The following is a 26,849-nucleotide window of genomic DNA, read 5'->3' as shown; positions in this document are numbered from 1 at the left end:
CCCGCAGATCAAAATCAAAAGCCAGATCAAAAGCACGCAGCCTCGCTGGCGCTCGACAGCTGCTACGGGCGGGGTGGCTCTGCTTTTCTGTAGGAGCTGGCTTGCCGGCGATGCAGACAACTCGGTACATCAGGTACTTCCAGTTGATGCTATCGCAGGCAAGCCAGCTCCCACATTTGAACCGTGCCCGCTTTAGATTTTGATTTTGCTTAACAACACTCAAGCCGGCCTGTAGCCCGGCTGTTCAAAAGTGAGCCGCCGTAAGGGCGGTACCAATAGCGGCCGTTACCTAAATAACGGATATACACCCCGACCCCCCTCTCACCCCAACAACTCACTCATCGCAATAATCTGCTCCGCCACCTGAATCAGCTTCTGCTGCCGACTCATCGCCTGACGCCGCATCAGCGTGTAGGCCTCTTCCTCATTACACCCCTTCATTTTCATCAACAACCCCTTGGCCGTTTCGATCCGCTTGCGTTCGGCCAACTGCTGATCCCGCGCCTGCAACTGCGCGCGCAGCGCCTGGTCACTCTCGAACCGCGCCATCGCCACATCCAGAATCGGCTGCAACCGCTGCGCCTGAATCCCCTCGACAATGTAGGCGCTCACCCCGGACTTGATCGCCTGACGCATCACCCCCGGATCATGCTCATCGGTAAACATCACAATCGGCCGTGGCTGGTCGCGACTCACCAGCACCACCTGCTCCATCACATCGCGTCCCGGCGACTCGGTATCGATCAAAATCACGTCCGGGCGCACCGCTTCGACCCGCGCCGGCAAGTCGATCGTCAACCCCGATTCATCGATCACCTCAAACCCGGCCTCGGTCAACGCAGCCTTGAGCCGACCGACCTTGCGCGGTGTGTCATTGATCAACAGGATTCGTAGCATGGGTTCCTCCTGTCAGCGCAAGGCCTGGCGGCTGGCAACATCTGCCATGGCATGCAGGCGAAAGCTGCGGGCATACCCGGCCGGGTCCGAACCGTCCCAGATTTTTCCGTCAATCAACTGGCTGCTGCGCATGGCCTCGCCACCGGCAGGCACGCCCACGGCGCTGGCCGCCTGGCGATAGATGTCCAGTTGTTGCACACGCCGGGCAACGCCGAGGTAGTCCGGGTCCTCCCGCAGCAGGCCCCAGCGGCGGAACTGGGTCATGAACCACATGCCATCAGACAGGTAGGGCAGGTTCACCTCGCCGTCGCCATAAAAACGCAGCGCGTGGGGATCCTGCCAGTGGTTGCCGAGGCCGTCATCGTAGTCGCCGAGCAGGCGCGGTTCGATGCAATCGAGCGGGGCGTCGAGGTACTGCGGGGCGCTCAGCAACTGTGCAGTGGAGCGGCGGTTTTCCGTGCTCTGTTCGATAAAACGGCTGGCCTGCAGGATCGCCATCACCAATACCCGGGCGGTATTGGGGTATTGCTCGACAAATGCCTGGGTGCAGCCGAGGACTTTTTCCGGATGGTCCGGCCACAGTGCCTGGGTGGTGGCCAGGGTAAAGCCCTGGTTCTGCTTCACCGCACTGGCGCACCAGGGCTCGCCCACACAAAAGCCGTCGATGCGCCCGGCTTGCAGGTGCGCAACCATCTGCGGCGGCGGCACCACCACACTGTCCACATCCTGCAGGGGATGAATGCCCTGGCTGGCCAGCCAGTAATACAACCACATGGCGTGGGTACCTGTGGGAAAGGTCTGGGCGAAGGTGAGTTTTGTTCGGCTTTGGTGCACGTGGCGGTCCAGCGCCTCAGGACTGGTCACCCCCAGCTGTTGCAAGCCACGGGACAGGTTGATGCTCTGGCCGTTCTGGTTCAGGCCCATCAGCACCGCCATATCGGTGGGTGCCACGCCGCCGATGCCCAGGTGCACGGCGTAGATCAGGCCGTACAGGCTGTGGGCGGCGTCCAGTTCGCCGCTGACCAGGTTGTCCCGCAGGCTGGCCCATGATGACTGGCGCCTGAGATTCAAGGTCAGGCCATAGGGCTGGGCGAAGCCCTGGGTGGCGGCGACCACCACCGAGGCGCAATCGCTCAGGGCCATGAAACCCAGGTTGAGGCTGCTCTTTTCCGGGGCATCGCTGCCGTTGACCCAAGCCAGGGGATCACTCATCAATACGTACCTTTCATAAAAAAACGCCGTTCCGTCGGGTACTCAGAGGAAGAGCCCGGGGTAACGACGTCTGTGTCCTTGAGCCCGTTCCGCCGTTGGCGCGAGCTGCGATAGACAAGGCAAAGCAAGGCACATGCCACGATGCGCACAGGATGGGCTGGGCGTCAGCTTTCCATCAGGATTGAAATTGGCCTGCCTCGCAGTATGGCCGCTCTTTCAGCCCGGGCCATGCAGGCATGTTCAGCCACCTTCACCGTTTCTCGACGCTGCTTTTCGGCCTGGTGCTGCTGGGCAGCCCCGGCGCGTTCGGGGGCTCCTACCAGGCCCGTGATGAAAGCCTGCACACTTTTTTTACCGCGTTGTCCCTGCCGCTGGGGCAGCCGATCGTTGTCAGTCAGGCGGCAGCTCGCAAGCGCATCAGCGGGGCGTTCGATTTCGACTCGCCCCAACCGCTGCTGGAGTCGGTCGCCCAGCAGCAAGGCCTGATCTGGTACACCGATGGCCAGGTGCTTTACCTCTATGACGCCGACGAGGCGAAAAGCTCGGTAGTGACCCTGCGGCATATCTCGGTCGACCTCCTGCGCGGGTTCATGCGCCGTTCGGGGCTCGAAGAGGCGCGCTACCCGCTGCGTGCGAGTGGGGCGCGGGTGTTCTACGTGTCCGGGCCGCCGAACTATGTCGACCATGTGCTGCGCCTGGCCCAACTGATGGACCGCCAGCGTGCGGAACTGCGCCTGGGGCCGCAGCGGATCGGGGTGGTGCAGGTGCTCAACACCCACGTTGCAGACCGCGAGTACAACATGGGCGACAGAACCGTCACGGTGCCGGGCATGGCATCCATGATCGAAAAACTGCTGGCCGTCGAGCAGGAGAGTGCGTCCCCGCGGCAACCCGGATTACTGGCCGACAAGAATATCTCGGTGCTGGCGTACCCGGACACCAACAGCCTGCTGATCAAGGGCAAGCCCGCGCAGGTGAGCTTTATCGAAGGTCTGGTGGCAGAACTGGACGTACCGAAGCGCGCGGTGGAGGTTTCGATGTGGCTGGTGGATGTGGACCGCGATGAGCTCAAGAAGATCGGCGCGACCATGCACAAGGGGGCGGACAAGCCTTCAGCTACCCGGGTCATGGCACCCATCGAGGACGAAGCATTCATGCAGCGGATCACCGCCTTGGAGTTGCGCAGGCGAGCGAGGGTCACGACGTTGCCGGTGATTCTCACCCAGGAGAATGTGCCCGCGGTTTTCAACGACAACCAGACGTTCTATCTGCCCCGGCCGGGTGAAGACCACGACGAATGGCAACCGGTGGTCTTTGGTACGCAGGTCAGTGTTCTGCCGCGCTTCGCCGAGGCGAATGAAATCGAGATGCTGCTCACCGTCGAGGATGGCCGCCAGATGGGCAAGGCTGCCAGTCGCGACAAACCCTCGGCGGGGGTGGAGCGGATGGGGATCAACACGGTGGTGCGTGTGGCTCCGGGCAGGCGATTGCTGGTGGGGAATTTTCAGCGCGATACCGGCACAGCCTTGCTCGGACGCTACAACGGGCCCATGGCCAACAGTGTGCGATTGTTTGTGATTCAGGCGACGGCGGTCGCAAATGTGCTGCATACCGCTGCCGAGCCGGGGCAGGCGCCGCCGTTGACGCGCTCCCAGCATGAGCAGGTGAAGCGGGCATTTAACCGGGTGACCGAAGGATAAGAACGTTGGTGGCGCCCCTGGGCGGGCATCGCCGAAAGGTCCTACGTGCCCAGTCTGAAAAAATCAGTGCCTATGGGGTTTTTTCCTCTCCTATACAGCGAGTGGGCTTTTTATAGTCGCGACCTTCAGGAAACCAGTGTTGGAAGGTGAGTTGGGTGCGGAGGTACGAATGGCCGTGGTGAACGATGGGGTACTGGCTACCCCCATGGTCTTTGAGCGCTGGACGTTGCACGGTGACGGTAGATTGACCAGTGAAGACTCGGATATTCAACTCCCGCCCAAGGAGTGGCAGGTGTTGCGCCTGTTGCTGTCCTCGGCCGGAGTGCTGGTGACCAAGGACCATTTGCTGGAACAGGCATGGCCCCATAACGAGGCCACGGAAGAGTCCCTGACCCGTTGCATCTGTTCGCTGCGCAAATATTTGAAGGGCGGCAAGGGTCTGATCAAGACGGTATACGGCAAAGGGTACCGGGTGACCTGTGCGGTCAGGATGACCAGCCTGACGGTGGGCGCTGTCTGTTCCACCTGCGGTCGGGGGCAGGCATGAGCAGCGCCCGGTGCAAGGGGGCGCTGCTGCTGATGCTCACGCTCGGCTTCGGCAATGAAGCCCGGGCGTATTGCTGGGCCGAGGCTGCCAGCCGATACGGCATGGAGCCGGAATTGTTGCAGGCCATCGCCGCAGTGGAGTCGGGCTACCGCGCCAAGGCCATGAATTACGCCAACAACAACGGCACCCGTGATATCGGGCTGATGCAGATCAACAGCATTCACCTGCCGCGCCTGCTCAAGGAGGGCATTACCGAGCAGCGCTTGCTGGATGAGCCTTGCCTGTCGGTGGAGGTGGGGGCGTCGATCCTTGCCGACTTCGTCAAACAGTTCGGCTACAACTGGACGGCGATCGGTTCCTACAATGTGGGCGGCGGGCCCGGGCCTCAGCGTGAGGCCCTGCGTCTTCGCTATGCGCAAAAAATCTGGGCCCGCTATGAGGAACTGATGACGCACCGTAACTGACGATTGGACGGCACGCCTCGCATGCAGCCCGTCACCCCGGCTATAATCGCCGCCACCTTTCGCCGCCATCCGAGTCAAGCCCGCCCATGTATACCCTGGCCCGCCAGCTGTTGTTCAAACTCTCTCCGGAAACTTCCCACGATCTGTCCCTGGACTTGATCGGTGCCGGTGGCCGCCTGGGGCTCAATGGCCTGGTGTGCAAGGCCCCGGCGAAAATGCCGGTGTCGGTGATGGGGCTCGATTTCCCCAACCCGGTAGGCCTGGCTGCGGGTTTGGACAAAAACGGTGCAGCCATCGACGGTTTTGCGCAGCTGGGTTTTGGCTTTGTCGAAATCGGCACCGTGACCCCACGGCCGCAGCCGGGCAACCCGAAGCCGCGGATCTTCCGCCTGCCGGAAGCCGAGGCGATCATCAATCGCATGGGCTTCAACAACCTGGGTGTGGATAACCTGCTGTCACGGGTTCAGGCGGCTAAGTACACCGGTATCCTCGGGATCAATATCGGCAAGAACTTCGACACGCCGGTGGAGCGTGCGGTGGATGACTATCTGATTTGCCTGGACAAGGTCTACGCCCACGCCAGCTACGTCACGGTCAACGTCAGCTCGCCTAACACCCCGGGCCTGCGCAGCCTGCAGTTTGGCGACTCCCTCAAGCAACTGCTCGAAGCCTTGCGCCAGCGCCAGGAAGATTTGGCTGTGCGCCACGGCAAGCGTGTGCCCCTGGCAATCAAGATTGCCCCGGACATGAACGACGAAGAGACCGTACTGGTGGCCCAGGCCCTGGTGGATTCGGGCATGGATGCGGTGATCGCCACCAACACCACCCTGAGCCGCGTCGGTGTCGAAGGCCTGGCGTATGGTGACGAAGCGGGCGGCCTGTCCGGTGCGCCGGTACGCGACCAGAGTACCCACATCGTCAAGGTGCTGGCGGCCGAGTTGGCAGGGCGCTTGCCGATCATTGCCGTGGGCGGCATCACCGAGGGCAAGCACGCGGCCGAAAAAATCGCCGCCGGCGCGAGCCTGGTGCAGTTGTACTCCGGCTTTATCTACAAGGGCCCGGCGTTGATTCGCCAGGCGGTGGATGCGATTGCGGCATTGCCGCGCGGCTGACAACAGGCAATAAAAAGGGCTCCTTGAAGGAGCCCCTGGGCCGAAGCCCGCCGCCCGGATGGGGCGTGCGTGGTTAAGTGGTTGCGTATTCGTGCTGGTGTCGGAATTAAATGCCCTTGATTAGCCGACGGCGTGAAGTTCGTTGAGTCTGTGGATTCCCGCAGTGCCAGTCATACCGTCCCAGTTGTCGCCGCGTCCTTCTCGCCAGCCGTTGATCCAGGCTTGGCGTACCGACGGTAGAGTAAATGGGCAAAGCTCACGGGATTTGCCATGAACGCCATATTGATATCCGCGTAAAAATGCTCTTTCCAACGGATCACGCTTAAGTCTTCTCATAGGGTGTTTCCCTCACTTGTTGACTGTCTTGATATCCTTCGGCCTCGTCCGAGGCCGGGCAGAGTTTTTCTGCCGTTGGTGCGCTCGCTGCCGGCGTGGCGAGCTATGTGTCGGCGTCGTTACGGCGCCAACCTGTGTTGAGTTCTAACCAATAGGTCACATGGATTCAATGATCGTTTTGTCATAAGCACGTAACGATAATGATGCTATAGCCATAAGCTGGGATGGCTTTTCGCCCCTTTTGTTGGGCAAACCCAGCTATGATGTGCCCTTCAAAGAGGATGGGTTTAATCCTTTAGTGAGAATGTCCGCCTGTTGCAGTCGGTTATTATTCGACGAAGGGTCGGAATGTTTCTTCTTGTTGCTTCAAATACTTGAACTGCCCCGTCGATAAAGGCCCGAAAGGCCGGTAGCCGGGGTGGAACGGCACATTCGTGCCACACGAGCGTTCTTCAAGAAAAGCGCTTGATTGAAAACCGAACGCGCGATGCGTCGCCCGTTCACTTATTGCTGAAAAGCCTGGAATGCCCCATGTCGGACCGTTTTGAACTCTTCCTCACTTGCCCCAAGGGCCTCGAAGGCCTGCTGATCGAGGAAGCCGTGGGGCTTGGCCTTGAGGAAGCCCGCGAGCACACCTCGGCCGTGCGCGGCATGGCCGACATGGAGACCGCCTACCGCCTGTGCCTCTGGTCGCGCCTGGCCAACCGCGTGTTGCTGGTGCTCAAGCGCTTCCCGATGAAGGACGCCGAAGACCTGTACCACGGGGTGCTGGACATCGAGTGGGAAGACCACATGCTCGCCGACGGCACCCTGGCCGTTGAATTCAGCGGCCATGGCTCTGGCATCGACAACACCCACTTCGGCGCGCTGAAGGTCAAGGATGCGATTGTCGACAAGCTGCGCACCCCGACCGGCGAACGTCCATCCATCGACAAGATCAACCCGGACCTGCGCATCCACCTGCGCCTGGACCGTGGCGAAGCGATCCTTTCCCTTGATTTGTCCGGCCACAGCCTGCACCAGCGCGGCTACCGCCTGCAGCAGGGCGCGGCACCGTTGAAAGAGAACCTGGCGGCGGCGATCCTGATTCGCTCCGGCTGGCCGCGCATCGCTGCCGAAGGCGGCGCGCTGACGGACCCGATGTGCGGCGTCGGTACCTTCCTGGTGGAAGGCGCGATGATCGCCGCCGACATGGCGCCCAACCTGAACCGTGAGCTGTGGGGTTTCACCGCCTGGCTTGGCCACGTTCCGGCGCTGTGGAAAAAACTTCACACAGAGGCCAGCGAACGTGCCGCCATCGGCATGGCCAAGCCACCGCTGTGGATTCGTGGTTACGAGGCGGATCCTCGCCTGATCCAGCCCGCCCGTAACAACATCGAACGCGCAGGCCTTAGCCACTGGATCAAGATCTACCAGGGCGAAGTCGGTACCTTCGAGCCGCGTCCGGACCAGAACCAGAAAGGCCTGGTGATCTGCAACCCGCCGTATGGCGAGCGTCTGGGTGATGAAGCCAGCCTGTTGTACCTCTATCAGAACCTCGGCGAGCGTCTGCGCCAGGCGTGCCTGGGCTGGGAAGCGGCGGTGTTCACCGGTGCTCCGGACCTGGGCAAGCGCATGGGCATCCGCAGCCACAAACAGTATTCGTTCTGGAACGGCGCCTTGCCGTGCAAATTGCTGCTGATCAAGGTCACCCCGGATCAGTTCGTCACCGGCGAGCGTCGCACCCCGGAACAACGCCAGGCCGAGCGCGAGCAAGCGGCCTACGACCAGGCGCCGACCGAGCCGCAAGAGCGCCAGTACAACAAGAACGGGAATCCGATCAAACCCGCCCCGGCCCCAGTGGTCGAGCAGGCGCGCTTGAGCGAAGGCGGGCAGATGTTTGCCAACCGCCTGCAAAAGAACCTGAAACTGCTGGGCAAGTGGGCCAAGCGCGAAGGCGTCGATTGCTACCGTGTGTACGATGCCGACATGCCGGAATACTCCATGGCCATCGACCTGTACCACGACTGGGTCCACGTCCAGGAATACGTGGCGCCGAAGTCGATTGACCCGGAAAAAGCTTCGGCACGCATGTTCGATGCCCTGGCGGCCATTCCCCAGGCGCTGGGCATCGACAAGAACCGTGTGGTGGTCAAGCGTCGCGAACGCCAGAGCGGCACCAAGCAGTACGAGCGCCAGAGCGCCCAGGGCAAGTTCACCGAGGTCAGCGAAGGCGGCGTCAAGTTGCTGGTCAACCTGACCGATTACCTGGACACCGGCCTGTTCCTCGACCACCGTCCAATGCGCATGCGCATCCAGAAAGAGGCGGCCGGCAAACGCTTCCTCAACCTGTATTGCTACACCGCCACCGCCAGTGTGCACGCCGCCAAGGGTGGCGCGCGCAGCACCACCAGCGTCGACCTGTCGAAGACCTACCTGGACTGGGCGCGCCGCAACTTCTCCCTCAACGGTTTCTCCGACAAGAACCGCCTGGAGCAGGGCGACGTGATGGCCTGGCTGGAAGCCAGCCGCGATGAGTTCGACATGATCTTCATCGACCCGCCGACCTTCTCCAACTCCAAGCGCATGGAAGGCATCTTCGACGTGCAACGCGACCACGTGCAGTTGCTGGACCTGGCCATGGCGCGCCTGGCACCGGGCGGCGTGTTGTACTTCTCGAACAACTTCCGCAAGTTCCAGCTGGAAGACAACCTCGTCGAGCGGTATGCCGTCGAAGAGATCAGCGACAAGACCATCGACCCGGATTTTGCGCGTAACGCCAAGATCCATCGGGCGTGGAAAATCACCGCGCGCTGATCACTGCGTTCTGAAGCCGCAGGCCCGGATCATTCCGGCCTTGCGGCTTTTTTTTGCGCTGGTCAAACGCAAGTCCTGTGGCTATAACTTAGGACCTGGCCAAAGTGACGCACCCGCACGCTGGCGTTCTGAGTCTTGTCTATGCCGCTGCATGCCGTCCGCCCGAAAATCCTAGGCTTTATCAGTGAGCAGGTGTCGGCGTGGCTGGTGGCGGTGGTGGTGTTGCTGGGCGGTATCGCGCTGACGATTGTCGTCGCCTGGGCCGCGTCCGAGCTTTACCAGCAGCAGATGCGCCAGCGCTTTCAACTGCTGGTCAACGAGCGCTACAGCCGTCTCCAGGAGCGTTTCGAGGACCAGGAACAACGCCTGGGCAGCCTGCGGCGGTTCTTCGTCAATTCAAATACAGTCTCGCGCAAAGAGTTCGAAGGGTTCGCGCAGCCCTTGCTGTTGCGTACCCGCGCCTATGCCTGGGCACCCCGGGTTTTGCGTGACCAGCGCGGTGCGTTCGAGCAGGCAATCACGGCGGAGCGCGGTGCGAATTTCTCCATTCGTGAATTGAATGCGGCGGGCGAACTGACCCCGGCGACTGATCGCGATGAGTATGTGCCGGTGTTGTACAGCCAGACCCAGAGCATTCTCGGCTCGCCGCTGGGTTTTGACCTGTTGGCCCAGCCACTGCGGCGCTCGACGGTGGAGCGTGCGCAACAGTCAGGGAAGATGGCGGTGTCCCAGCCCATGCAACTGGTGGGTGTGGAGCCGGCCTATGCCATGGGTGTATTGCTGGTGGCACCGGTCAGCCGGGCACCGACGACACAAGTGCCCAACAGTGAACCTTACGGCTACGTCATGGCGGTGATCAGCATGCGCCAGCTGGTGGCCGATGGCTTGCCCAAGGCCGCACGGGACAACCTGGTGATGCAGATTGTCGACACCTCCGATGCAGAGCAACGGGTGTTGTACGAATCCAGCAACCCCGTGGCAGACAGTGACCTGGTGGCAGCACGCCGGCTGACGCTCGGCGACCACGTCTACGCCTTGAGCCTGCGCCCCAGCCAGGTGTTCCAGCAGGGCAATCACTCGTCGCTGGTCAGTATCCTGGTCATGGGCAGCCTGCTGAGTGTGCTGCTCAGTGCGTTGCTCTACGTGGTGGTCAGCCAGCGCCAGCGCGCATTGAAGCTGGTGGAGCAGCGCACCGCCCAATTGCGTCAGCGGGAACAGGAGCTGCGAGGCACCCACGGCCAACTGCGCAGCGTGCTCAATGCGGCCACCCAGGTGGCGATCATCGCGACGGACTTGCGCGGTGTGATCACCACCTTCAACGCCGGCGCCGAGCAGATGCTGGGCTTTGAAGCACAAGAGGTACTGGGCCACCTGACCCTCGAAAGCCTGCACCTGGCCCCCGAGCTGGAAGCCCGTGCCGCGCAATTGAGCGCAATCCTCGGCAAGCGCATCGCGCCAGCCCAGGCGATGCTGGTGGACAGCGCCGATGCAGTGCATGAGGCCCGCGAGTGGACGCTGGTGCGCAAGGACGGCAGCCAACTGACGGTGAACATGCTCGCCACTGTTCTGCTGGACGAGCATGGCCTGTGGGTCGGGCACCTGGCGATCTGCCTGGATGTCACCGAGCAGAAGCGCGCCTATGAGGCACTGGCCGCGCGGGACCGCCTGCTGAAGAAACTCAGCGCCCATGTGCCCGGCGGTATTTTCCAGTTCATCCTGGAACCGAACAATGTCTCGCGTTTCATTTATGCCAGCGATGGCATCCGCGACATCTACGAAATCGAGCCTGGGGTGTTGCAGCAGGATGCGCGAAAGGTCTTCGAGCGGATTCATCCGCTGGATGTCGAGCGGGTACGGGAGTCCATTCGCCTGTCCACCCTGCAACTGAGCCATTGGCGTGAAGAATACCGGGTGCAGTTGCCCCATCGGGGGCTGCGCTGGGTTCGCGGTGAGGCGACGCCGGAAGAGCTGGCCGGTGGCGGTACGTTATGGCATGGCTATGTGTCGGATATTTCCGATCTCAAGCGGGTCGAGGAAGAGCTGCGGGCGCTGTCGATTACCGATTCCCTGACCGGCATTCATAACCGACGCTACTTCCAGGACCGGCTGAAGGCCGAGATGATCCGGGTCAAGCGTGCCTCGGGGGCGTTGTCGGTGATCATGTTCGACATCGATCACTTCAAGCGCATCAACGACCAGCATGGTCACGCGGTGGGTGATGAAGTGCTCAAGGAGTTATGCCGGCGCATCAGCCAGCGGTTACGACGCACGGATGTGTTTTGCCGGCTGGGCGGCGAGGAGTTTGTGGTGCTGTGCGCCAATACCGACGGCAGCCAGGCGTTCAGTGTTGCCCTGGAGTTGTGGCAGGCGTTGCGCGGTGAGCCGATGGAAGGTGTCGGCACGGTGACGGCGAGCTTCGGGGTCGCCAGTTGGCGGGTCGAGGAGGGCGTCGACAGCTTGTTGCTGCGGGCGGATTCGGGTGTCTATGCCGCCAAGCAGGCGGGCAGGGACAGAGTTGAGGCAGAGCGGGTGCTTGCCTGAAGTGCACGGCCATTCAAGCTATTAGAGATCAATGTGGGAGCTGGCTTGCCTGCGATAGCATCACCTCGGTATTCCTGATAGACCGAGGCGTCTGCATCGCAGGCAAGCCAGCTCCCACATTTGATATTTGCTGCTGTTAGAGGACCGGGGCCGCCGCCGCCAGTTTCGGCTGGCGATACAGGTCCAGCAGCACCTGGTCCAGTACCGAGGACGCGCCCCACGGTTTCGGATCGTTGAGAATCGCCACCACAGCCCAGGTATTGCCATTGTTGTCGCGGCTGAACCCGGCAATCGCCCGCACGGTGTTCAGGGTGCCGGTCTTGACGTGGGCTTCGCCGCGCATGGCCGTGGTCTTCAGGCGTTTACGCATGGTGCCGTCGGTGCCGGCAATCGGCAGCGAACTGATGTACTCCGCCGCGTACGGGCTTCTCCACGCCGCTTGCAGCATGGTCGCCATCTCGCGGGCGCTGACCCGTTCAGCACGGGACAGGCCGGAGCCGTTCTCCATCACCAGGTGCGGCGCGGTGATGCCTTTTTTCGCCAGCCACTGGCGCACCACGCGCTGGGCGGCCTTGGCGTCGTCGCCGTCGGCATCGGTGCGGTACTGCGCACCCAGGCTCAGGAACAACTGCTGGGCCATGGTGTTGTTACTGTATTTGTTGATGTCGCGGATGATCTCCGCCAGGTCCGGCGAGAACGCACGAGCCAGCACTTTGGCGTTCTTCGGTACCGGCGCCTGGATGTCGCGGCCCTGGATGCTGCCGCCCAGTTCCTTCCAGATCGCCCGAACGGCGCCGGCGGTGTAGGTGGCGTGGTCCAGCAACGACAGATACGTCTGCGAACTGCAGCCGTCCGCCAACTGGCCGCTGACGGTCACGGTGACGCTGCCGTCGGCGGCGGTCATCGGGCTGTAGCGCACATCGCCGGTGCATTGCTTGGCGTTGGAGACCTTGACCTGGTTGTCGATGCGGATGCTCGCAATCGGCGGCTCGACCGAGACCAGCACCTTGCCCGAATCATTGCGGGTGACGAAGCGCAGCGCCTTGAGGTTGACCATCAAGGCATCGGGCTTGACCAGGAACGGCTTGTTCTCGTCGTTGCCGTCGTCATTGAACTCCGGCAGTTGCGGCGGGATGAAGAAGCCACGGTCCAGCACCAGGTCGCCGGTCACTTGCTGCACGCCATTGGCCCGCAGGTCGCGCATCAGCAGCCAGAGTTTTTCCATGTTCAGCTTGGGGTCGCCGCCGCCCTTGAGGTACAGGTTGCCGTTCAGGATCCCGCCGCTCAGGGTGCCGTCGGTATAGAACTCGGTTTTCCACTGATGGTTGGGACCGAGCATTTCCAGGGCCGCGTAGGTGGTGACCAGCTTCATGGTCGAGGCCGGGTTGACCGACACGTCGGCGTTGAACACGGTAGGTGTGCCCGGGCCATTGAGGGGAATCATCACCAGGGACAGGGCATTGTTTTGCAGCTTGGCTTTCTGGAGGGCTTCCTGGACCTTGGGCGGCAGGGAAGTGTTGATCGGGGCGGCGGTAACGGAAAAGGCCAGGGGCAGAAGAAAACTGGCGAGTAACAGTGGACGCAAAGATTTGATCATAAGAATTAAAACCCTACTGCTGAGGGGGTAAAAAGGTGAGGGGTATGTACGAAAAATCCCTCAATGGTCATGAAAGTGTCGGCATTATGCCCCAAGGCTGTCGCACTTGTGGCTGAACGATAGCTGCAATTGGCGGTTTTTTTTACTGGCACTCTGCCGCCTGTCCCAGAGAATCGGGCAAAGGCCTGCTTAAACTGCTAAAGTGCCGCCCGTTATTACTTAAGAGGATTGTTCCAATGGCGACTAACCGTTCCCGGCGTCTGCGCAAAAAACTGTGCGTTGATGAATTTCAAGAGCTGGGTTTCGAACTGAACCTGGACTTCAAAGAAGGTTTGGACGATGAAGCGGTTGACGCTTTCCTCGAAGCATTCCTGACTGAAGCGATGGACGGCAACGGCCTGGACTACGTCGGCGGTGATGACTTCGGTCTGGTTTGCAAAGCCACCCGTGGTTCGGTCAACGAAGAACAGCGTGCCGCTGTTGAAGCGTGGCTGAAGGCTCGTCCAGAGCTGACCCGCGTTGAAGTCAGCGCCCTGCTGGACGCTTGGCACCCAGAAAAGCCGATTAACCCGGCAGTCTGATGTCATGAAAAAGCGACCCGCCCGGGTCGCTTTTTCGTTACTGGGTCTAAAGAATCAGGCCTTGCGCCAGTTCAGAATCACCAGCGTCAACACCCCCGCGACAATTCCCCAGAACGCCGAACCGATGGAAAACAACGTCAACCCCGACGCTGTGACCATGAAGGTGATCAACGCAGCTTCCCGTTCCCTGGGTTCATTCATGGCGATGCTCAGGCCATTGATGATCGAGCCAAACAACGCCAGTGCCGCAATCGACAGCACCAGTTCCTTGGGCAGGGCGGCGAACAACGCGGCCAATGTCGCGCCAAACACCCCGGCGATCCCGTAGAAAATCCCGCACCAGACCGCGGCGGTGTAGCGCTTGTTGCGATCCTCATGGGCATGAGGGCCGGTGCAGATCGCCGCGCTGATGGCTGCCAGGTTGATGCCATGGGAGCCAAACGGCGCCAGCACCAGCGAGGCCAGGCCGGTGGTAGTAATCAATGGCGACGCCGGTACGTTATAGCCGTCGGCCCGCAGCACCGCGACACCCGGCATGTTCTGCGAGGTCATGGCCACCACGAACAGCGGGATGCCGATGCTGATGGTCGCGGCCAGGGAGAAGTGCGGCGTGGTCCACACCGGCGTTGCCACTTCCAGGTGAAAGCCACTGAAATCCAGCAGCCCCATCAGCCCGGACAGCGCCGTGCCGATCAGCAGTGCCGCGAGCACGGCATAACGCGGCGACAGGCGCTTGATGACCAGGTAAGTGAAGAACATCCCCAGCACCAGACCGGTACGGTGCTGCGCGGCGACGAAAATCTCGCTGCCGATCTTGAACAGAATCCCCGCCAGCAAGGCGGCCGCCAGGGACGCGGGGATGCGCTTGACGAGTTTTTCGAAGCTGCCGGTCAGCCCACAGATGGTTACCAGCACCGCGCAGGTGATGTAGGCGCCGATGGCCTCGCCGTAGCTGACGCCGCCCAGGCTGGTGATCAACAGCGCCGCGCCCGGTGTGGACCAGGCAATGGTGATCGGCGTGCGATAGCGCAGGGACAGACCAATGCTGCACACCGCCATGCCGATGGAAATCGCCCAGATCCACGAGGAAATTTGCGCGGTGGTCAGGCCCGCTGCCTGGCCAGCCTGAAACATCAGCACCAGGGAGCTGGTGTAGCCGGTCATCATGGCAATGAAACCGGCGACGATGGCCGAAGGCGAAGTGTCGGCCAGTGGGCGTAATCGCGCTTGGGGGACGTCGGACATGGGCGGTGTTCCTTTTACCGGGCTGTCTGTAGGAGCGAGCTTGCTCGCGAAGGTCGTTAACGATGACGCTGGCATCCTGACTGAATGCGGTGCTTATACGTTTTTCGCGAGCAAGCTCGCTCCTACAAAGGAGAAAGTGCGGAATCAAGCCTAAACTCAAACGTAACGATTCATTGCAATACAGCCGGCGCCGCAAACAGCCGTACAGTGTGTTGGCGCACTGGGTTGTGTACAATGTGCGCTGATTTTACGCGATACTTGCCAGCGACCCTCTGTGCCGTATTACAGTCAACGTCAATTCGCCGCCGTTCTCCCGACCCGAGTGCCCATGAACGAACAGTTGCAGCCCCTCAAGAAACAGCCGCGAGCCGGTAAGGCCGGTCGCAGTGGAACCCAGGACGATATCGTCTACGCGCATATCTTCGAGGCGATCCTCGAACAACGCCTGGCGCCCGGTACCAAATTGAGTGAAGAAGCGCTGGGCGAAATCTTCGGCGTCAGCCGCACCATCATTCGCCGCGCGCTGTCGCGCCTGGCCCATGAAGGCGTGGTACTGCTGCGGCCCAATCGTGGTGCGGTAGTGGCCAGCCCGAGCGTCGAGGAAGCCCGCCAGGTATTCCTCGCCCGGCGCCTGGTGGAGCGTGCGATCACTGAATTGGCGGTGCAGCATGCCACGGCCGAGCAACTGGCCGAGCTGCGGCAGATGGTCAACGACGAGCGCGACAGCTTCTCCCGGGGCGATCGCGGCGCGGGCATCCGGCTTTCCGGCGAGTTCCACCTGAAGCTGGCCGAGGCGGCGAAGAATGCCCCGCTGATCAGTTTCCAGCGCAGTCTGGTGTCCCAGACCTCGTTGATCATCGCCCAGTACGAAAGCGGCAACCGCTCGCACTGTTCCTACGATGAGCACACGCAGTTGATCGACGCGATCGAAGCGCGGGATGCGGATTTGGCGGTGAACCTGATGATGCATCACATGGATCACATCGACAGCAAGCTCAACCTCGATGAGGAAAGCGCTTCTGACGATCTGCATGCAGTGTTCTCGCATCTGTTGCAGACAAAGAAGCCGGGGCGCTCGTCTGTAAAACTGTAATTTTCCAGGCTCGCCACTAACTAAATGTGGGAGCGGGCTTGCTCGCGAAGGCGGTGGATCAGTCAGCACATCCAGCGACTGACACACCGCCTTCGCGAGCAAGCCCGCTCCCACATTTGTTTTGTTGTACCTGTTAAATCAGCGTTGGTGCACCAATTGCCCCGCCGCATACGTCTGCAACACCGCCCGGTCATCCCCCAGTGTCATCAACACAAACAGCGTCTCGGCGATGTTATTGGCCTGCTTCAGGCGATAGCTGAGCAGCGGGGTGGCGTTGTAATCCAGTACCAGGAAGTCCGCATCAGTGCCGGGTTGCAGCGTGCCGATCTTGTCTTCCAGACGCAGCGCCCGCGCACCACCCAGGGTCGCCAGGTACAACGACTTGAACGGACTCAAGCGCGCCCCTTGCAGTTGCATCACCTTGTACGCTTCGTTCAGGGTTTGCAGCAGCGAGAAGCTGGTGCCACCGCCGACGTCCGTACCCAGGCCGACATTCAGCTTGTGCTTCTCGGCCATCGGCAGGTTGAACAAACCGCTGCCCAGGAAGAAGTTCGATGTCGGGCAGAACGCGACTGCCGAACCGGCTTCTGCCAACCGCGCGCATTCGTCGTCGCACAGGTGCACACCGTGGGCGAACACCGAGCGTTCACCCAGCAGTTTGTAATGGTCGTACACGTCCAGGTAGCCCTTGCGCTCCGGGAACAGTTCTTTCACCCATTCCACTTCCTGCAGGTTTTCACTGATGTGAGTCTGCATGTAGAGGTCCGGGTATTCCCCCAGCAGTTGCCCGGCGAGGGTCAGTTGTTCAGGTGTACTGGTCGGTGCGAAACGTGGCGTCACCGCGTAGTGCAAACGGCCCTTGCCGTGCCAGCGCTCGATCAGCGCCTTGCTCTCCGCGTAGCCGGATTCGGCGGTGTCGGTCAAATAGTCCGGCGCGTTGCGGTCCATCATTACCTTGCCGGCGATCATCCGCAGGTCGAGCTTCTCGGCCGCTTCAAAAAACGAGTTCACTGACTGCGGGTGCACGCTGCCAAATACCAGCGCGGTGGTGGTGCCGTTGCGCAGCAGTTCCTTGATGAAAATATCCGCGACTTCTTCGGCGTGGGCCTTGTCGGCGAACTGGCTTTCACACGGGAAGGTGTAGGTGTTGAGCCAGTCCAGCAACTGCTCGCCATAGGCACCGACCATGCCGGTCTGCGGCAGGTGGATGTGGGTGTCGATCAGGCCGGGGGTGATCAGCGCGTCCTGGTAATGGGTGACTTCGATGTCGGCGGGCAGGCTGGCGAGCAAGTCGCTGGCATGGCCCAGGGCGCTGATCTGGCCGTTGTCGATCACCAGCAGGCCGTCCTCGAAATATTCGTAGGAGGCTTCGATCCCCACTTCGGCAGGGTCGGCGATGCTGTGCAAAATGGCGGCACGGTAGGCTTTGCGTGTCAAAGGCATGGTCGTCTCAGTTAGTCGCTTGGCTGCGGCGGGATACCGGCAGCAGTTTGGCAATGGGTTCGGCGCTCGCAGTGTGCTGGCCGAAGTTGGCGTTATAGGTGGCGATGATTTCGCCGGCGATGGAGATGGCGATTTCCACAGGCAGTTTGCCTTTGACCTCGGTCAGCCCCATCGGGCAATGCATGCGTTGCAGTTGCGCGGTGTCGAAACCGCGATCCCGCAGGCGGTGTTCAAACTTGACGCGTTTGGTCTTCGAGCCGATCAGGCCGAAGTAGGTGAAGTCATTGCGCTTGAGCAGGGCGGCGGTGAGTTCCAGGTCCAGCGCGTGGTTGTGGGTCATGACGATGCAGTAACTGCCCACAGGCAAGTGGTCGATTTCATCCACCGGCTCTTCGCTGACGATTTTACGCACGCCTTGGGGGATGTGTTCCGGGAATTCCTGTTCCCGGGAATCGATCCAGCGTACCCGGCATGGCAGGCTGGCCAGCAACGGCACCAGCGCGCGGCCCACGTGGCCGGCGCCGAACACCGCGATCTGCGCCTGCACCTGGCCCATGGGTTCGAACAACAGCACCGTCACGCCGCCGCAGCACTGGCCCAGGCTGGCGCCGAGGCTGAAGCGCTCCAGGTGGGTGTTTTGCTGGCCGCGCACAAGCATGTCCCGGGCGATCTGCATCGCCTTGTATTCCAGGTGCCCGCCACCGATGGTGTCGAACGTCTGGGCGGCGCTGATCACCATCTTCGAACCGGCGTTGCGCGGCGTGGAGCCGAGCTCTTCGATGATGGTCACCAGCACGCAGGGTTCACCCTGGTTCTGCAGGTCGGCGAGGGCGCTGATCCAGTTGTTCATGTCTACCTCAGCATCTCTGTTGTCAGTTCGACCGCCTTCGCGAGCAAGCCCGCTCCCACATTTGATTGGGTTCACACATCAAAATGTGGGAGCCGGGCTTGCCCGCGATGGCAGCGCCTCGGTCTAGAGCGAAGCCAGCTCGGTTTCCGTTTCCACAGCTTTTGCAGCGGTCAGTTGGCGCATCTGCTCACAGCCCCACAACACCCGCTCCGGCGTCGCCGGTGCATCGATCTTCGGCTGATGGCGATAGTCACCCAGGCTCGCCACGGCGTCCTTGATCGCACACCACGAGGCAATACCGAGCATGAACGGCGGCTCACCCACGGCCTTGGAATGGAACACCGTGTCTTCCGGGTTCTTGCGGTTTTCCACCAGCTTCACCCGCAGGTCCAGCGGCATGTCGGCCACCGCCGGGATCTTGTAGCTGGCCGGGCCGTTGGTCATCAGCTTGCCCTTGTTATTCCACACCAGCTCTTCCATGGTCAGCCAACCCATGCCCTGGATGAAGCCGCCTTCGACCTGGCCGATGTCGATGGCCGGGTTCAGCGAGGCGCCCACGTCATGCAGGATGTCGGTGCGCAGCATCTTGTACTCGCCGGTCAGCGTGTCGACGATCACCTCGCAACAGGCCGCGCCGAACGCAAAGTAGTAGAACGGCCGCCCACGTGCCTGGCTGCGGTCGTAGAAGATTTTCGGGGTCTTGTAGAAGCCCGTGCTGGAGAGCGACACCTGGGCGAAATACGCCTGCTGGATCAGCGCTTCAAAGGTCAGGATGTGATCGCGGACCCGCACATGCCCGTTGTGGAATTCAACGTCGGCCTCGCTGACTTCATACTTGCGCGCGGCAAATTCCACCAGGCGCTGCTTGATGGTTTCGGCGGCATTCTGCGCGGCCTTGCCGTTCAAGTCGGCACCGCTGGAAGCCGCCGTCGGCGAGGTGTTGGGCACCTTGTCGGTGTTGGTGGCGGTGATCTGCACGCGGTCGATTTCCACCTGGAAAATCTCGGCCACCACCTGCGCGACCTTGATGTTCAACCCCTGGCCCATCTCGGTGCCACCGTGGTTCAGGTGGATGCTGCCGTCGGTGTAGATATGGATCAGCGCACCGGCCTGGTTGAGGAAACTGGCGGTGAAGGAAATGCCGAACTTTACCGGTGTGAGTGCCAGGCCTTTTTTCAGGATCGGGCTGTTGGCGTTATAGCGACGGATCGCTTCGCGGCGCTCGAAATACTGGCTGCTTTGTTCGAGTTCGGCGGTCATCTCTTCGAGCATGTTGTGCTCGACGGTCTGGTAGTAGTGGGTGACGTTGCGCTCGGTCTTGCCGTAGTAGTTGGCCTTGCGCACGGCCAGCGGGTCGAGGGCCAGGTGTCGGGCAATCGCGTCCATCACTTCTTCGATGGCGACCATGCCTTGGGGGCCGCCGAAGCCACGGTAAGCGGTGTTGGAGGCGGTGTTGGTCTTGCAGCGGTGGCCGTTGACGGTGGCGTCGCCCAGGTAATACGAGTTGTCGGAGTGGAACATTGCGCGGTCGACAATCGAGTTCGACAGGTCCGGTGAGCAACCGCAGTTGCCCGCCAGGTCCAGGTTGATGCCGTGCAGCCGGCCACTGTCGTCGAAGCCTACGTCGTACTCGATATAGAACGGGTGGCGCTTGCCGGTCATCAGCATGTCTTCGACACGCGGCAGGCGCATTTTGGTCGGCTGGCCGGTGAGGCGTGCGACCACCGCACACAGGCATGCCGGACTGGCGGCCTGGGTTTCCTTGCCGCCAAAACCACCGCCCATGCGGCGCATGTCGACCACGATTTTGTTCATCGATACGTCGAGTACTTCGGCCACCAGCTTCTGTACTTCGGTGGGGTTTTGCGTGGAGCAGTAGACGATCATGCCGCCGTCTTCGGTGGGCATCACCGAGGAGATCTGGGTTTCCAGGTAGAAGTGTTCCTGGCCGCCGATGTGCAGGGTGCCCTGGATACGGTTCTTCGCGGTCGCCAGTGCGCCCGCCGAATCACCGCGCTGGTGGGTGTGGCTGTCGAGCACGAAATGTTTTTTGCGAAACGCCTCGACCACGTCCAGCACCGGCTCCAGGTCTTCGTATTCGATCACAGCGGCCATCGCCGCCTTGCGTGCGGTTTCCAGGTCGCGGGCGGCAACGGCCAGCACCACCTGGCCGACGAACTGCACGGTGTCGATGGCCAGCAACGGGTCGCCGGGCATCAACGGGCCGATGTCTTTCAGACCCGGCACGTCTTCGTGGGTGATGACGATACGCACGCCTTCAAAGGCGTAGCAGGGCGCGGTGTCGATGCTGAGGATCTTCGCGTGGGCGCGGTCCGACATGCGTGCGTAGAGGTGCAACTGGTTGGGAAATTCCAGGCGGTCATCGATGTACTGCGCTTCGCCCGAGACGTGCTTGGCGGCGCTGTCGTGCTTGACGCTGCGACCGACGCCGCTGGTCAGGTCCTTGGCAAACAGTTCGGCGAGTTCGGCCTGGGATTTTTCCACGGCGTGATGGTTAGACATAAGCGGTCACCCGAGTCTCGATGTGCGGCGTTTGCAGTTCGATGAAGTATTTGCGCAGCAGGTTCTGTGCGCTGAGCAGGCGGTATTCCTTGCTGGCGCGGAAGTCCGACAGCGGGGTGAAATCCTCGGCCAGGGCCGCGCAGGCTTTTTCCACGGTGGCGGAATTCCAGGTGGCGCCGTTCAGTACGGCTTCGCAGTTCTTCGCGCGTTTCGGGGTGGCGGCCATGCCGCCGAACGCCACGCGGGCATCGTCGATCACACCGTTAGTGATCTTCAGGTTGAAGGCCGCGCAGACGGCAGAGATGTCATCGTCCAGGCGCTTGGAAACCTTGTAGGCACGGAACAGCGGCACGCCTTTGGGCACGATGATTTTCTCGATGAATTCGCTGTCCTGGCGGGCAGTGACGCGGTAGTCGATGAAATAGTCTTCCAGCGCCAGGGTACGGCGGGTGTTGCCCTTGCACAGCACGATCTGCGCACCGAGGGCGATCAGCAGTGGTGGCGAATCACCGATGGGCGACGCGTTGCCGATATTGCCGCCCAGGGTGCCCTGGTTGCGGATCTGCAACGAGGCGAAACGGTGGAGCAATTCGCCGAAGTCCGGGTATTCGTGGTTGAGCGCGCTGTAGCAATCGGACAGGGGAGTGGCGGCGCCGATTTCCAGGCGGTCGTCGAAGCTTTCGATGCGCTTCATCTCTTCGATATTGCCGACGTAGATCATCACCGGCAGCGTGCGGTGGAACTGGGTGACTTCCAGCGCCAGGTCGGTGCCGCCGGCCAACAGCCGGGCTTGTGGGTAAGCGTCGTAAAGGTCCGCCAGGTCGGCGACGGTCAGCGGCACCAGGCAGCGTTTGTCGCCGCTGTTCAACTCGCCGGTTTGCGTCGGGGCGATGGCTTTCAGGCGCGCGATGGTGTCGGCCTGGCGACTGTCGAACTGGTCCTGGGGCTTGTTGCAGCAGGCCTGTTCGGCGGCCGCAAGAATCGGGCGATAGCCGGTGCAGCGGCAGAGGTTGCCGGCCAGGGCTTCATGGGCCTTTTGGCTGTCGGGTGCATCACTGTTCTTTTGCAGGGCGAACAGCGACATCACAAAGCCCGGGGTGCAGAAGCCGCATTGCGAACCGTGGCACTCCACCATGGCCTGTTGCACGCTGTGGAGTTGGCCCTGGTGCTTGAGGTCTTCGACGCTGATCAGTTGTTTACCGTGCAGGGACGAGACAAACGTCAGGCACGAATTGAGGCTGCGATAGCGAATCTGCTCGGCGCCCTGATCGTCGGTGTGCAACTCGCCGACTACCACGGTGCAGGCGCCACAGTCGCCGCTGGCGCAGCCTTCCTTGGTGCCGGATTTGCCCAGATGCTCACGCAAATAGTTGAGCACAGTCAGGTTCGGGTCCAGGGCGTGCTCGCTACGGAGCTCCTGGTTTAGTAAAAACTGGATCACGGAAGGCCTCGCAGACTCATTATTGTTGTTAACCGCTTTGCGCCGAATCTAGTCATGTCTGACTTTTCGGTCAACGATTTTCTGACCGAAAGGTCAAGAAAATGCGATATCAACATCCTTAATTATGGTCCAGTTCTCTGGAACCGCCGTTTTTGGGGGCTTCTGGACTTTAATGGCTGCTTATTTCATGCCAAATTCCGCTCTGTGGGCCGTACGCCATCAACCGGCAAGTGCGCTACACTGCCGCGCTTGTACCGATAGAAGATTTTGAAGGGAAAACATGACGTTCAAGGCGCCGGATAGTCTTGCCGAGCAAATCGCTCACCACCTCGCCGAACGTATCATTCGCGGCGATCTCAAGCCTGGGGAGCGGATCCAGGAGCAGAAGGTCACACTGGCGCTGAATGTCAGTCGTGGTTCCGTGCGCGAAGCCTTGCTGATCCTCGAGCGCCGGCACCTGATTGCGATCCTGCCGCGCCGTGGCGCCCACGTCACCGAGCTGACGGCCCACAAGGTGCAAAGCCTGTGCACGCTGATGGGCGAGCTGTACATCCTGTTGGGCAATGCGGTCGCCGCCGGCTGGCAGACCCAGGCCGACATGGCGCCGTTCGTGCAAATCCAGCAGCGCCTGATCGCCAGCTTCGAACGCCAGGACATCCGCGCCTTCGTCGAAGAGAGCTTCAACGTGATGCGTGCCGCCTATCCGTTCGCCAACAACCCGTACCTGCAGGAAACCGTCGAGAACCTGCAGCCGGCGATGAACCGCGCCTATTACCTGGCGCTGGATCAGCGCAAGGCGTCCATGAGCGAGTACCTGGTGCTGTTCGAGCAATTGCTCGCCGCCGTGCTGGCCCGTGACCTGCCGCAGATTCGCCTGGTGCTCTCGGCCTACGGCGAGCGCAGTTGCTCGCTGGTCATTGCTGCGTTGGCGGAAGCCTAAGCGTGCGGCTCAAGTGCATCAAACTGGCGGGGTTCAAATCCTTCGTCGACCCGACCACGGTGAACTTCCCCAGTAACATGGCGGCAGTGGTCGGGCCCAATGGCTGCGGCAAGTCGAACATCATCGACGCCGTACGCTGGGTGATGGGCGAGAGCTCCGCAAAAAACCTGCGTGGCGAGTCGATGACCGACGTCATCTTCAACGGCTCCACCAGCCGCAAGCCGGTGAGCCAGGCCAGCATCGAACTGGTGTTCGACAATTCCGACGGCACCCTGGTGGGCGAGTACGCGGCCTATGCGGAAATCTCCATTCGCCGCAAAGTGACCCGCGACAGCCAGAACAGCTACTTCCTCAACGGCACCAAGTGTCGCCGCCGGGACATTACCGACATCTTCCTCGGTACCGGCCTGGGCCCGCGCAGCTATTCGATCATCGAACAGGGGATGATCTCCAAGCTGATCGAAGCCAAGCCCGAAGACCTGCGTAACTTTATCGAGGAAGCGGCCGGCATCTCCAAGTACAAGGAGCGCCGCCGCGAGACCGAAAACCGTATCCGCCGTACCCATGAAAACCTTGCCCGCCTGACTGATCTGCGTGAAGAGCTGGAGCGCCAGCTGGAGCGCCTGCACCGCCAGGCCCAGGCCGCCGAGAAGTATCAGGAATACAAGGGCGAGGAGCGTCAGCTTAAGGCGCAACTGTCGGCCCTGCGCTGGCAGGCGTTGAATGACCAGGTGGGCCAGCGCGAAGCGATCATCGGCACCCAGGAAATCAGCTTCGAAGCCCTGGTGGCCGAGCAGCGCAATGCCGACGCCAGCATCGAACGCCTGCGGGACGGTCACCATGACCTGTCCGAGCGCTTCAATCTGGTGCAGGGGCGCTTCTATTCGGTGGGCGGCGATATCGCCCGGGTCGAGCAGAGCATCCAGCACGGCCAGCAGCGTTTGCGCCAGTTGCAGGACGACTTGAAAGAAGCCGAGCGTGCGCGCCTGGAAACCGAATCGCACCTGGGCCACGACCGCACCTTGCTGCTGACCCTTGGGGAGGAGCTGGACATGCTCACTCCCGAGCAGGAAGTCACCAGCGCCGCTGCCGAGGAAGCCGCTGCGGCCCTGGAAGAATCCGAAACCACCATGCACGCCTGGCAGGAGCAGTGGGACACGTTCAACCTGCAATCTGCCGAGCCGCGCCGCCAGGCTGAGGTGCAGCAGTCACGCATCCAGCAACTGGAAACCAGCATGGAGCGCCTGGCCGAGCGTCAGCGGCGCCTGGTGGAAGAGCGCGTGCTGCTCGCTGCCGACCCGGAAGATGCAGCGATCCTCGAACTGAGCGAGAAACTCGCCGAAAGCGAAATGACGCTGGAAGAGCTGGAAGCCAGCGAAGAACAACAAGTGGAGCGCCTCGAGCAATTGCGTCAGCAACTGCAGCAGGCGACCCAGGCACAGCAGCAGGCCCAGGGCGATTTGCAGCGGCTCAACGGCCGGTTGGCTTCCCTGGAAGCCTTGCAGCAAGCGGCGCTCGACCCGGGCACCGGCACGGCTGAATGGCTGCGTGACCAACACCTGGCCGAGCGTCCGCGCCTGGCCGAAGGCCTGAAGGTTGAAGCCGGTTGGGAGCTGGCGGTGGAAACCGTGCTCGGCGCCGACCTGCAAGCGGTGCTGGTGGATGATTTTAGCGGGTTTGACCTGGCGGGTTTTGCCCAGGGCGATCTGCGTTTGCTCAGCCCGGCGGCGGACGGCACTCGCGTGCCGGGCAGCCTGCTGGATAAAGTGGAGGCGGCGATTGACCTGTCGCCGTGGCTCGGCCAGGTCAAGCCGGTCGACAGTCTTGAGCAGGCCCTGGCCCAGCGCGGGCAGTTGGCCGCCGGGCAAAGCCTGATCAGCCGTGATGGCTTTTGGGTCGGCCGGCACTTTTTGCGGGTACGGCGTGCCAGCGAAGCGGAAAGCGGCGTATTGGCCCGTGGCCAGGAAATCGTCAACCTGACCGCCGAGCGCGAAGAGCGCGAAGCCACACTCGAGTCCCTGGAAAACCAGCTGCAAACCCTGCGCGCCACCCAGCGCCAGCAAGAGACCGGCCGCGAACACCTGCGCCGGCTGTTGCAGGACGAAGCGCGCCAGCAGGGCGAATTGAAAGCCCAGCTCTCGGCGAGCAAGGCCAAGGTCGAGCAACTGACCCTGCGCCGCACCCGGCTCGACGAAGAAGTGGCCGAGATGGGCGAGCAACGCGCCCTCGAACACGAACAAGTCGGCGAAGCACGCCTGCAATTGCAGGAAGCCCTCGACAGCATGGCCCTGGACACCGAGCAGCGCGAGTTGCTGCTGGCCCAGCGCGACAGCTTGCGCGAGCGCCTCGACCGGGTGCGCCAGGAAGCTCGCCAGCACAAGGATCACGCCCATCAATTGGCCGTGCGCCTCGGCTCCCTGCGGGCGCAGCACGACTCCACGCGCCAGGCCCTTGAGCGCCTGGAAATGCAGTCCGAACGCCTGACCGAAAAACGCGAGCAACTGAGCCTCAACCTGGAGGAGGGCGAGGCCCCGCTGGAAGAGCTGCGCCTGAAGCTTGAAGAGTTGCTCGACAAGCGCATGACCGTCGACGAAGAGCTCAAGACCGCCCAGATCGCCCTGGAAGACGCCGACCGCGAACTGCGCGACGCGGAAAAACGCCGGACCCAGGCCGAGCAACAGTCGCAACTGATCCGGGGCCAGCTCGAACAGCAGCGCATGGAATGGCAGGCCCTGACGGTGCGCCGCAAAACCCTGCAAGACCAGTTGCTGGAAGACGGCTACGACCTGCACGGCGTGCTCAATACCCTGACCGCCGAGGCCAACGAGAAAGAAGCCGAAGAAGAACTTGAGCGGATTGCCGCGCGCATTCAACGACTCGGCGCGATCAACCTCGCGGCCATCGACGAGTACCAGCAGCAGTCCGAGCGCAAACGTTATCTGGATGCGCAGAACGCCGATCTTGTCGAAGCGCTGGACACCCTGGAAAACGTGATCCGCAAGATCGACAAGGAAACCCGTAATCGCTTCAAAGATACCTTTGATCAGATTAATGGCGGTTTACAGGCGTTATTCCCGAAAGTTTTCGGTGGTGGCAGCGCTTACTTGGAACTGACGGGCGAAGATCTACTCGATACAGGGGTAACGATCATGGCGCGGCCTCCGGGCAAGAAGAACAGCACCATCCATTTGTTGTCTGGTGGCGAGAAGGCACTGACCGCATTGGCCCTGGTATTTGCGATCTTCAAGTTGAACCCGGCGCCGTTTTGCATGCTCGACGAAGTTGACGCCCCGCTGGATGACGCTAACGTTGGACGGTACGCCCGACTGGTTAAAGAGATGTCCCAGACGGTGCAGTTCATCTATATCACCCACAACAAGATCGCCATGGAAATGGCCGATCAATTGATGGGCGTGACGATGCACGAGCCGGGCTGTTCGCGATTGGTGGCGGTGGATGTCGAAGAGGCGATGGCGCTGGTGGAATCCTGAGCCGCAGGTCGAAGGAGGATTTTCAGCAGGACGTAAGGTG

Annotated in this window: 19 protein-coding genes; 10 read left to right on the top strand and 9 right to left on the bottom strand. The window is 61.6% G+C overall.

Going from position 1 to position 26,849, the window contains the following annotated elements:
• Window positions 1–321: 321 nt before the first annotated feature.
• Together HX824_RS03705 and HX824_RS03700 are read right to left on the bottom strand one after the other, a co-directional pair.
• Window positions 322–897, bottom strand: coding sequence for an ANTAR domain-containing response regulator (locus HX824_RS03705; protein ID WP_003219125.1), 576 nt, complete (start codon window positions 895–897; stop codon window positions 322–324).
• A 12-nt stretch (window positions 898–909) separates the two neighbouring features.
• Complete coding sequence (locus HX824_RS03700; RefSeq protein ID WP_003219123.1) at window positions 910–2,109, bottom strand: CmpA/NrtA family ABC transporter substrate-binding protein; 1,200 nt, start codon at window positions 2,107–2,109, stop codon at window positions 910–912.
• A 236-nt stretch (window positions 2,110–2,345) separates the two neighbouring features.
• Between HX824_RS03700 and sctC the strand changes: the two genes are divergently transcribed.
• From sctC to HX824_RS03680, 4 genes are all read left to right on the top strand, one after another.
• Window positions 2,346–3,809: a type III secretion system outer membrane ring subunit SctC gene (sctC, locus tag HX824_RS03695; RefSeq protein ID WP_134325942.1), complete on the top strand. Its 1,464-nt coding sequence runs from the start codon at window positions 2,346–2,348 to the stop codon at window positions 3,807–3,809.
• 169 nt (window positions 3,810–3,978) lie between these two features.
• A complete protein-coding gene (locus HX824_RS03690) occupies window positions 3,979–4,356 on the top strand; it encodes a winged helix-turn-helix domain-containing protein (RefSeq protein WP_023659087.1) in 378 nt (125 codons plus the stop codon).
• On the top strand, window positions 4,353–4,820 hold the full coding sequence (locus HX824_RS03685; RefSeq protein ID WP_003219119.1) for a transglycosylase SLT domain-containing protein: 468 nt from the start codon (window positions 4,353–4,355) through the stop codon (window positions 4,818–4,820). The genes HX824_RS03690 and HX824_RS03685 overlap by 4 nt, the downstream gene beginning before the upstream one ends.
• Window positions 4,821–4,906: 86 nt before the next feature.
• Window positions 4,907–5,932, top strand: coding sequence for a quinone-dependent dihydroorotate dehydrogenase (locus HX824_RS03680; RefSeq protein WP_003219118.1), 1,026 nt, complete (start codon window positions 4,907–4,909; stop codon window positions 5,930–5,932).
• Window positions 5,933–6,052: 120 nt separating this feature from the next.
• Here HX824_RS03680 and rmf read toward each other — a convergent pair whose 3' ends face one another.
• Complete coding sequence (rmf, locus tag HX824_RS03675; protein ID WP_002553055.1) at window positions 6,053–6,268, bottom strand: ribosome modulation factor; 216 nt, start codon at window positions 6,266–6,268, stop codon at window positions 6,053–6,055.
• A 531-nt stretch (window positions 6,269–6,799) separates the two neighbouring features.
• On the opposite strand from rmf, the gene rlmKL reads away from it, so the two are divergent.
• Window positions 6,800–9,064, top strand: coding sequence for a bifunctional 23S rRNA (guanine(2069)-N(7))-methyltransferase RlmK/23S rRNA (guanine(2445)-N(2))-methyltransferase RlmL (gene rlmKL / locus HX824_RS03670; RefSeq protein ID WP_003219107.1), 2,265 nt, complete (start codon window positions 6,800–6,802; stop codon window positions 9,062–9,064).
• Window positions 9,065–9,205: 141 nt separating this feature from the next.
• Window positions 9,206–11,605 carry a diguanylate cyclase gene (locus HX824_RS03665; protein ID WP_134325943.1) on the top strand — a complete coding sequence of 800 codons (2,400 nt, stop codon included), beginning with the start codon at window positions 9,206–9,208 and terminating at the stop codon, window positions 11,603–11,605.
• A 136-nt stretch (window positions 11,606–11,741) separates the two neighbouring features.
• Here the strand turns inward: HX824_RS03665 and dacB are convergent, their stop codons facing one another.
• Complete coding sequence (dacB, locus tag HX824_RS03660) at window positions 11,742–13,202, bottom strand: D-alanyl-D-alanine carboxypeptidase/D-alanyl-D-alanine-endopeptidase (protein WP_003219103.1); 1,461 nt, start codon at window positions 13,200–13,202, stop codon at window positions 11,742–11,744.
• A 236-nt stretch (window positions 13,203–13,438) separates the two neighbouring features.
• Here dacB and HX824_RS03655 point away from each other — a divergent pair, with 236 nt between their 5' ends.
• Window positions 13,439–13,783 (top strand): YggL family protein, encoded by a 345-nt coding sequence (locus HX824_RS03655; RefSeq protein WP_003219101.1) that lies wholly within the window; start codon window positions 13,439–13,441, stop codon window positions 13,781–13,783.
• A gap of 54 nt (window positions 13,784–13,837) precedes the next feature.
• On the opposite strand, the gene HX824_RS03650 is transcribed toward HX824_RS03655, so the two are convergent.
• Window positions 13,838–15,028, bottom strand: a complete 1,191-nt coding sequence (locus HX824_RS03650) for a benzoate/H(+) symporter BenE family transporter (RefSeq protein WP_008437554.1) — start codon at window positions 15,026–15,028, stop codon at window positions 13,838–13,840.
• 328 nt (window positions 15,029–15,356) lie between these two features.
• Here HX824_RS03650 and HX824_RS03645 point away from each other — a divergent pair, with 328 nt between their 5' ends.
• Window positions 15,357–16,121, top strand: a complete 765-nt coding sequence (locus HX824_RS03645) for a GntR family transcriptional regulator (protein WP_003219095.1) — start codon at window positions 15,357–15,359, stop codon at window positions 16,119–16,121.
• A gap of 138 nt (window positions 16,122–16,259) precedes the next feature.
• Here the strand turns inward: HX824_RS03645 and guaD are convergent, their stop codons facing one another.
• The 4 genes from guaD to xdhA all read right to left on the bottom strand — a co-directional run bounded on the left by guaD (window position 16,260) and on the right by xdhA (window position 22,378).
• Window positions 16,260–17,564, bottom strand: a complete 1,305-nt coding sequence (gene guaD / locus HX824_RS03640) for a guanine deaminase (protein WP_003219093.1) — start codon at window positions 17,562–17,564, stop codon at window positions 16,260–16,262.
• 7 nt (window positions 17,565–17,571) lie between these two features.
• The gene (gene xdhC, locus HX824_RS03635) at window positions 17,572–18,414 is read right to left on the bottom strand and encodes a xanthine dehydrogenase accessory protein XdhC (RefSeq protein WP_003219091.1); all 843 of its coding nucleotides are present in this window, start codon (window positions 18,412–18,414) and stop codon (window positions 17,572–17,574) included.
• A 123-nt stretch (window positions 18,415–18,537) separates the two neighbouring features.
• Entirely contained in the window at window positions 18,538–20,937 is a 2,400-nt protein-coding gene (xdhB, locus tag HX824_RS03630) for a xanthine dehydrogenase molybdopterin binding subunit (RefSeq protein WP_003219089.1), read from the bottom strand.
• Window positions 20,930–22,378 (bottom strand): xanthine dehydrogenase small subunit, encoded by a 1,449-nt coding sequence (gene xdhA / locus HX824_RS03625; protein WP_102368369.1) that lies wholly within the window; start codon window positions 22,376–22,378, stop codon window positions 20,930–20,932. The genes xdhB and xdhA overlap by 8 nt, the downstream gene beginning before the upstream one ends.
• Before the next feature lie 280 nt (window positions 22,379–22,658).
• Here xdhA and HX824_RS03620 point away from each other — a divergent pair, with 280 nt between their 5' ends.
• Both HX824_RS03620 and smc read left to right on the top strand, forming a co-directional pair.
• A complete protein-coding gene (locus tag HX824_RS03620; protein ID WP_003219085.1) occupies window positions 22,659–23,318 on the top strand; it encodes a GntR family transcriptional regulator in 660 nt (219 codons plus the stop codon).
• A gap of 2 nt (window positions 23,319–23,320) precedes the next feature.
• Window positions 23,321–26,809, top strand: a complete 3,489-nt coding sequence (gene smc, locus HX824_RS03615; protein WP_177054144.1) for a chromosome segregation protein SMC — start codon at window positions 23,321–23,323, stop codon at window positions 26,807–26,809.
• Window positions 26,810–26,849 lie beyond the last annotated feature (40 nt).

The organism is Pseudomonas sp. D4002, from assembly GCF_013385665.1.
In the GTDB taxonomy this organism is placed as follows: Bacteria; Pseudomonadota; Gammaproteobacteria; order Pseudomonadales; family Pseudomonadaceae; genus Aquipseudomonas.
This window is presented reverse-complemented; position numbering and strand designations above follow the sequence as displayed.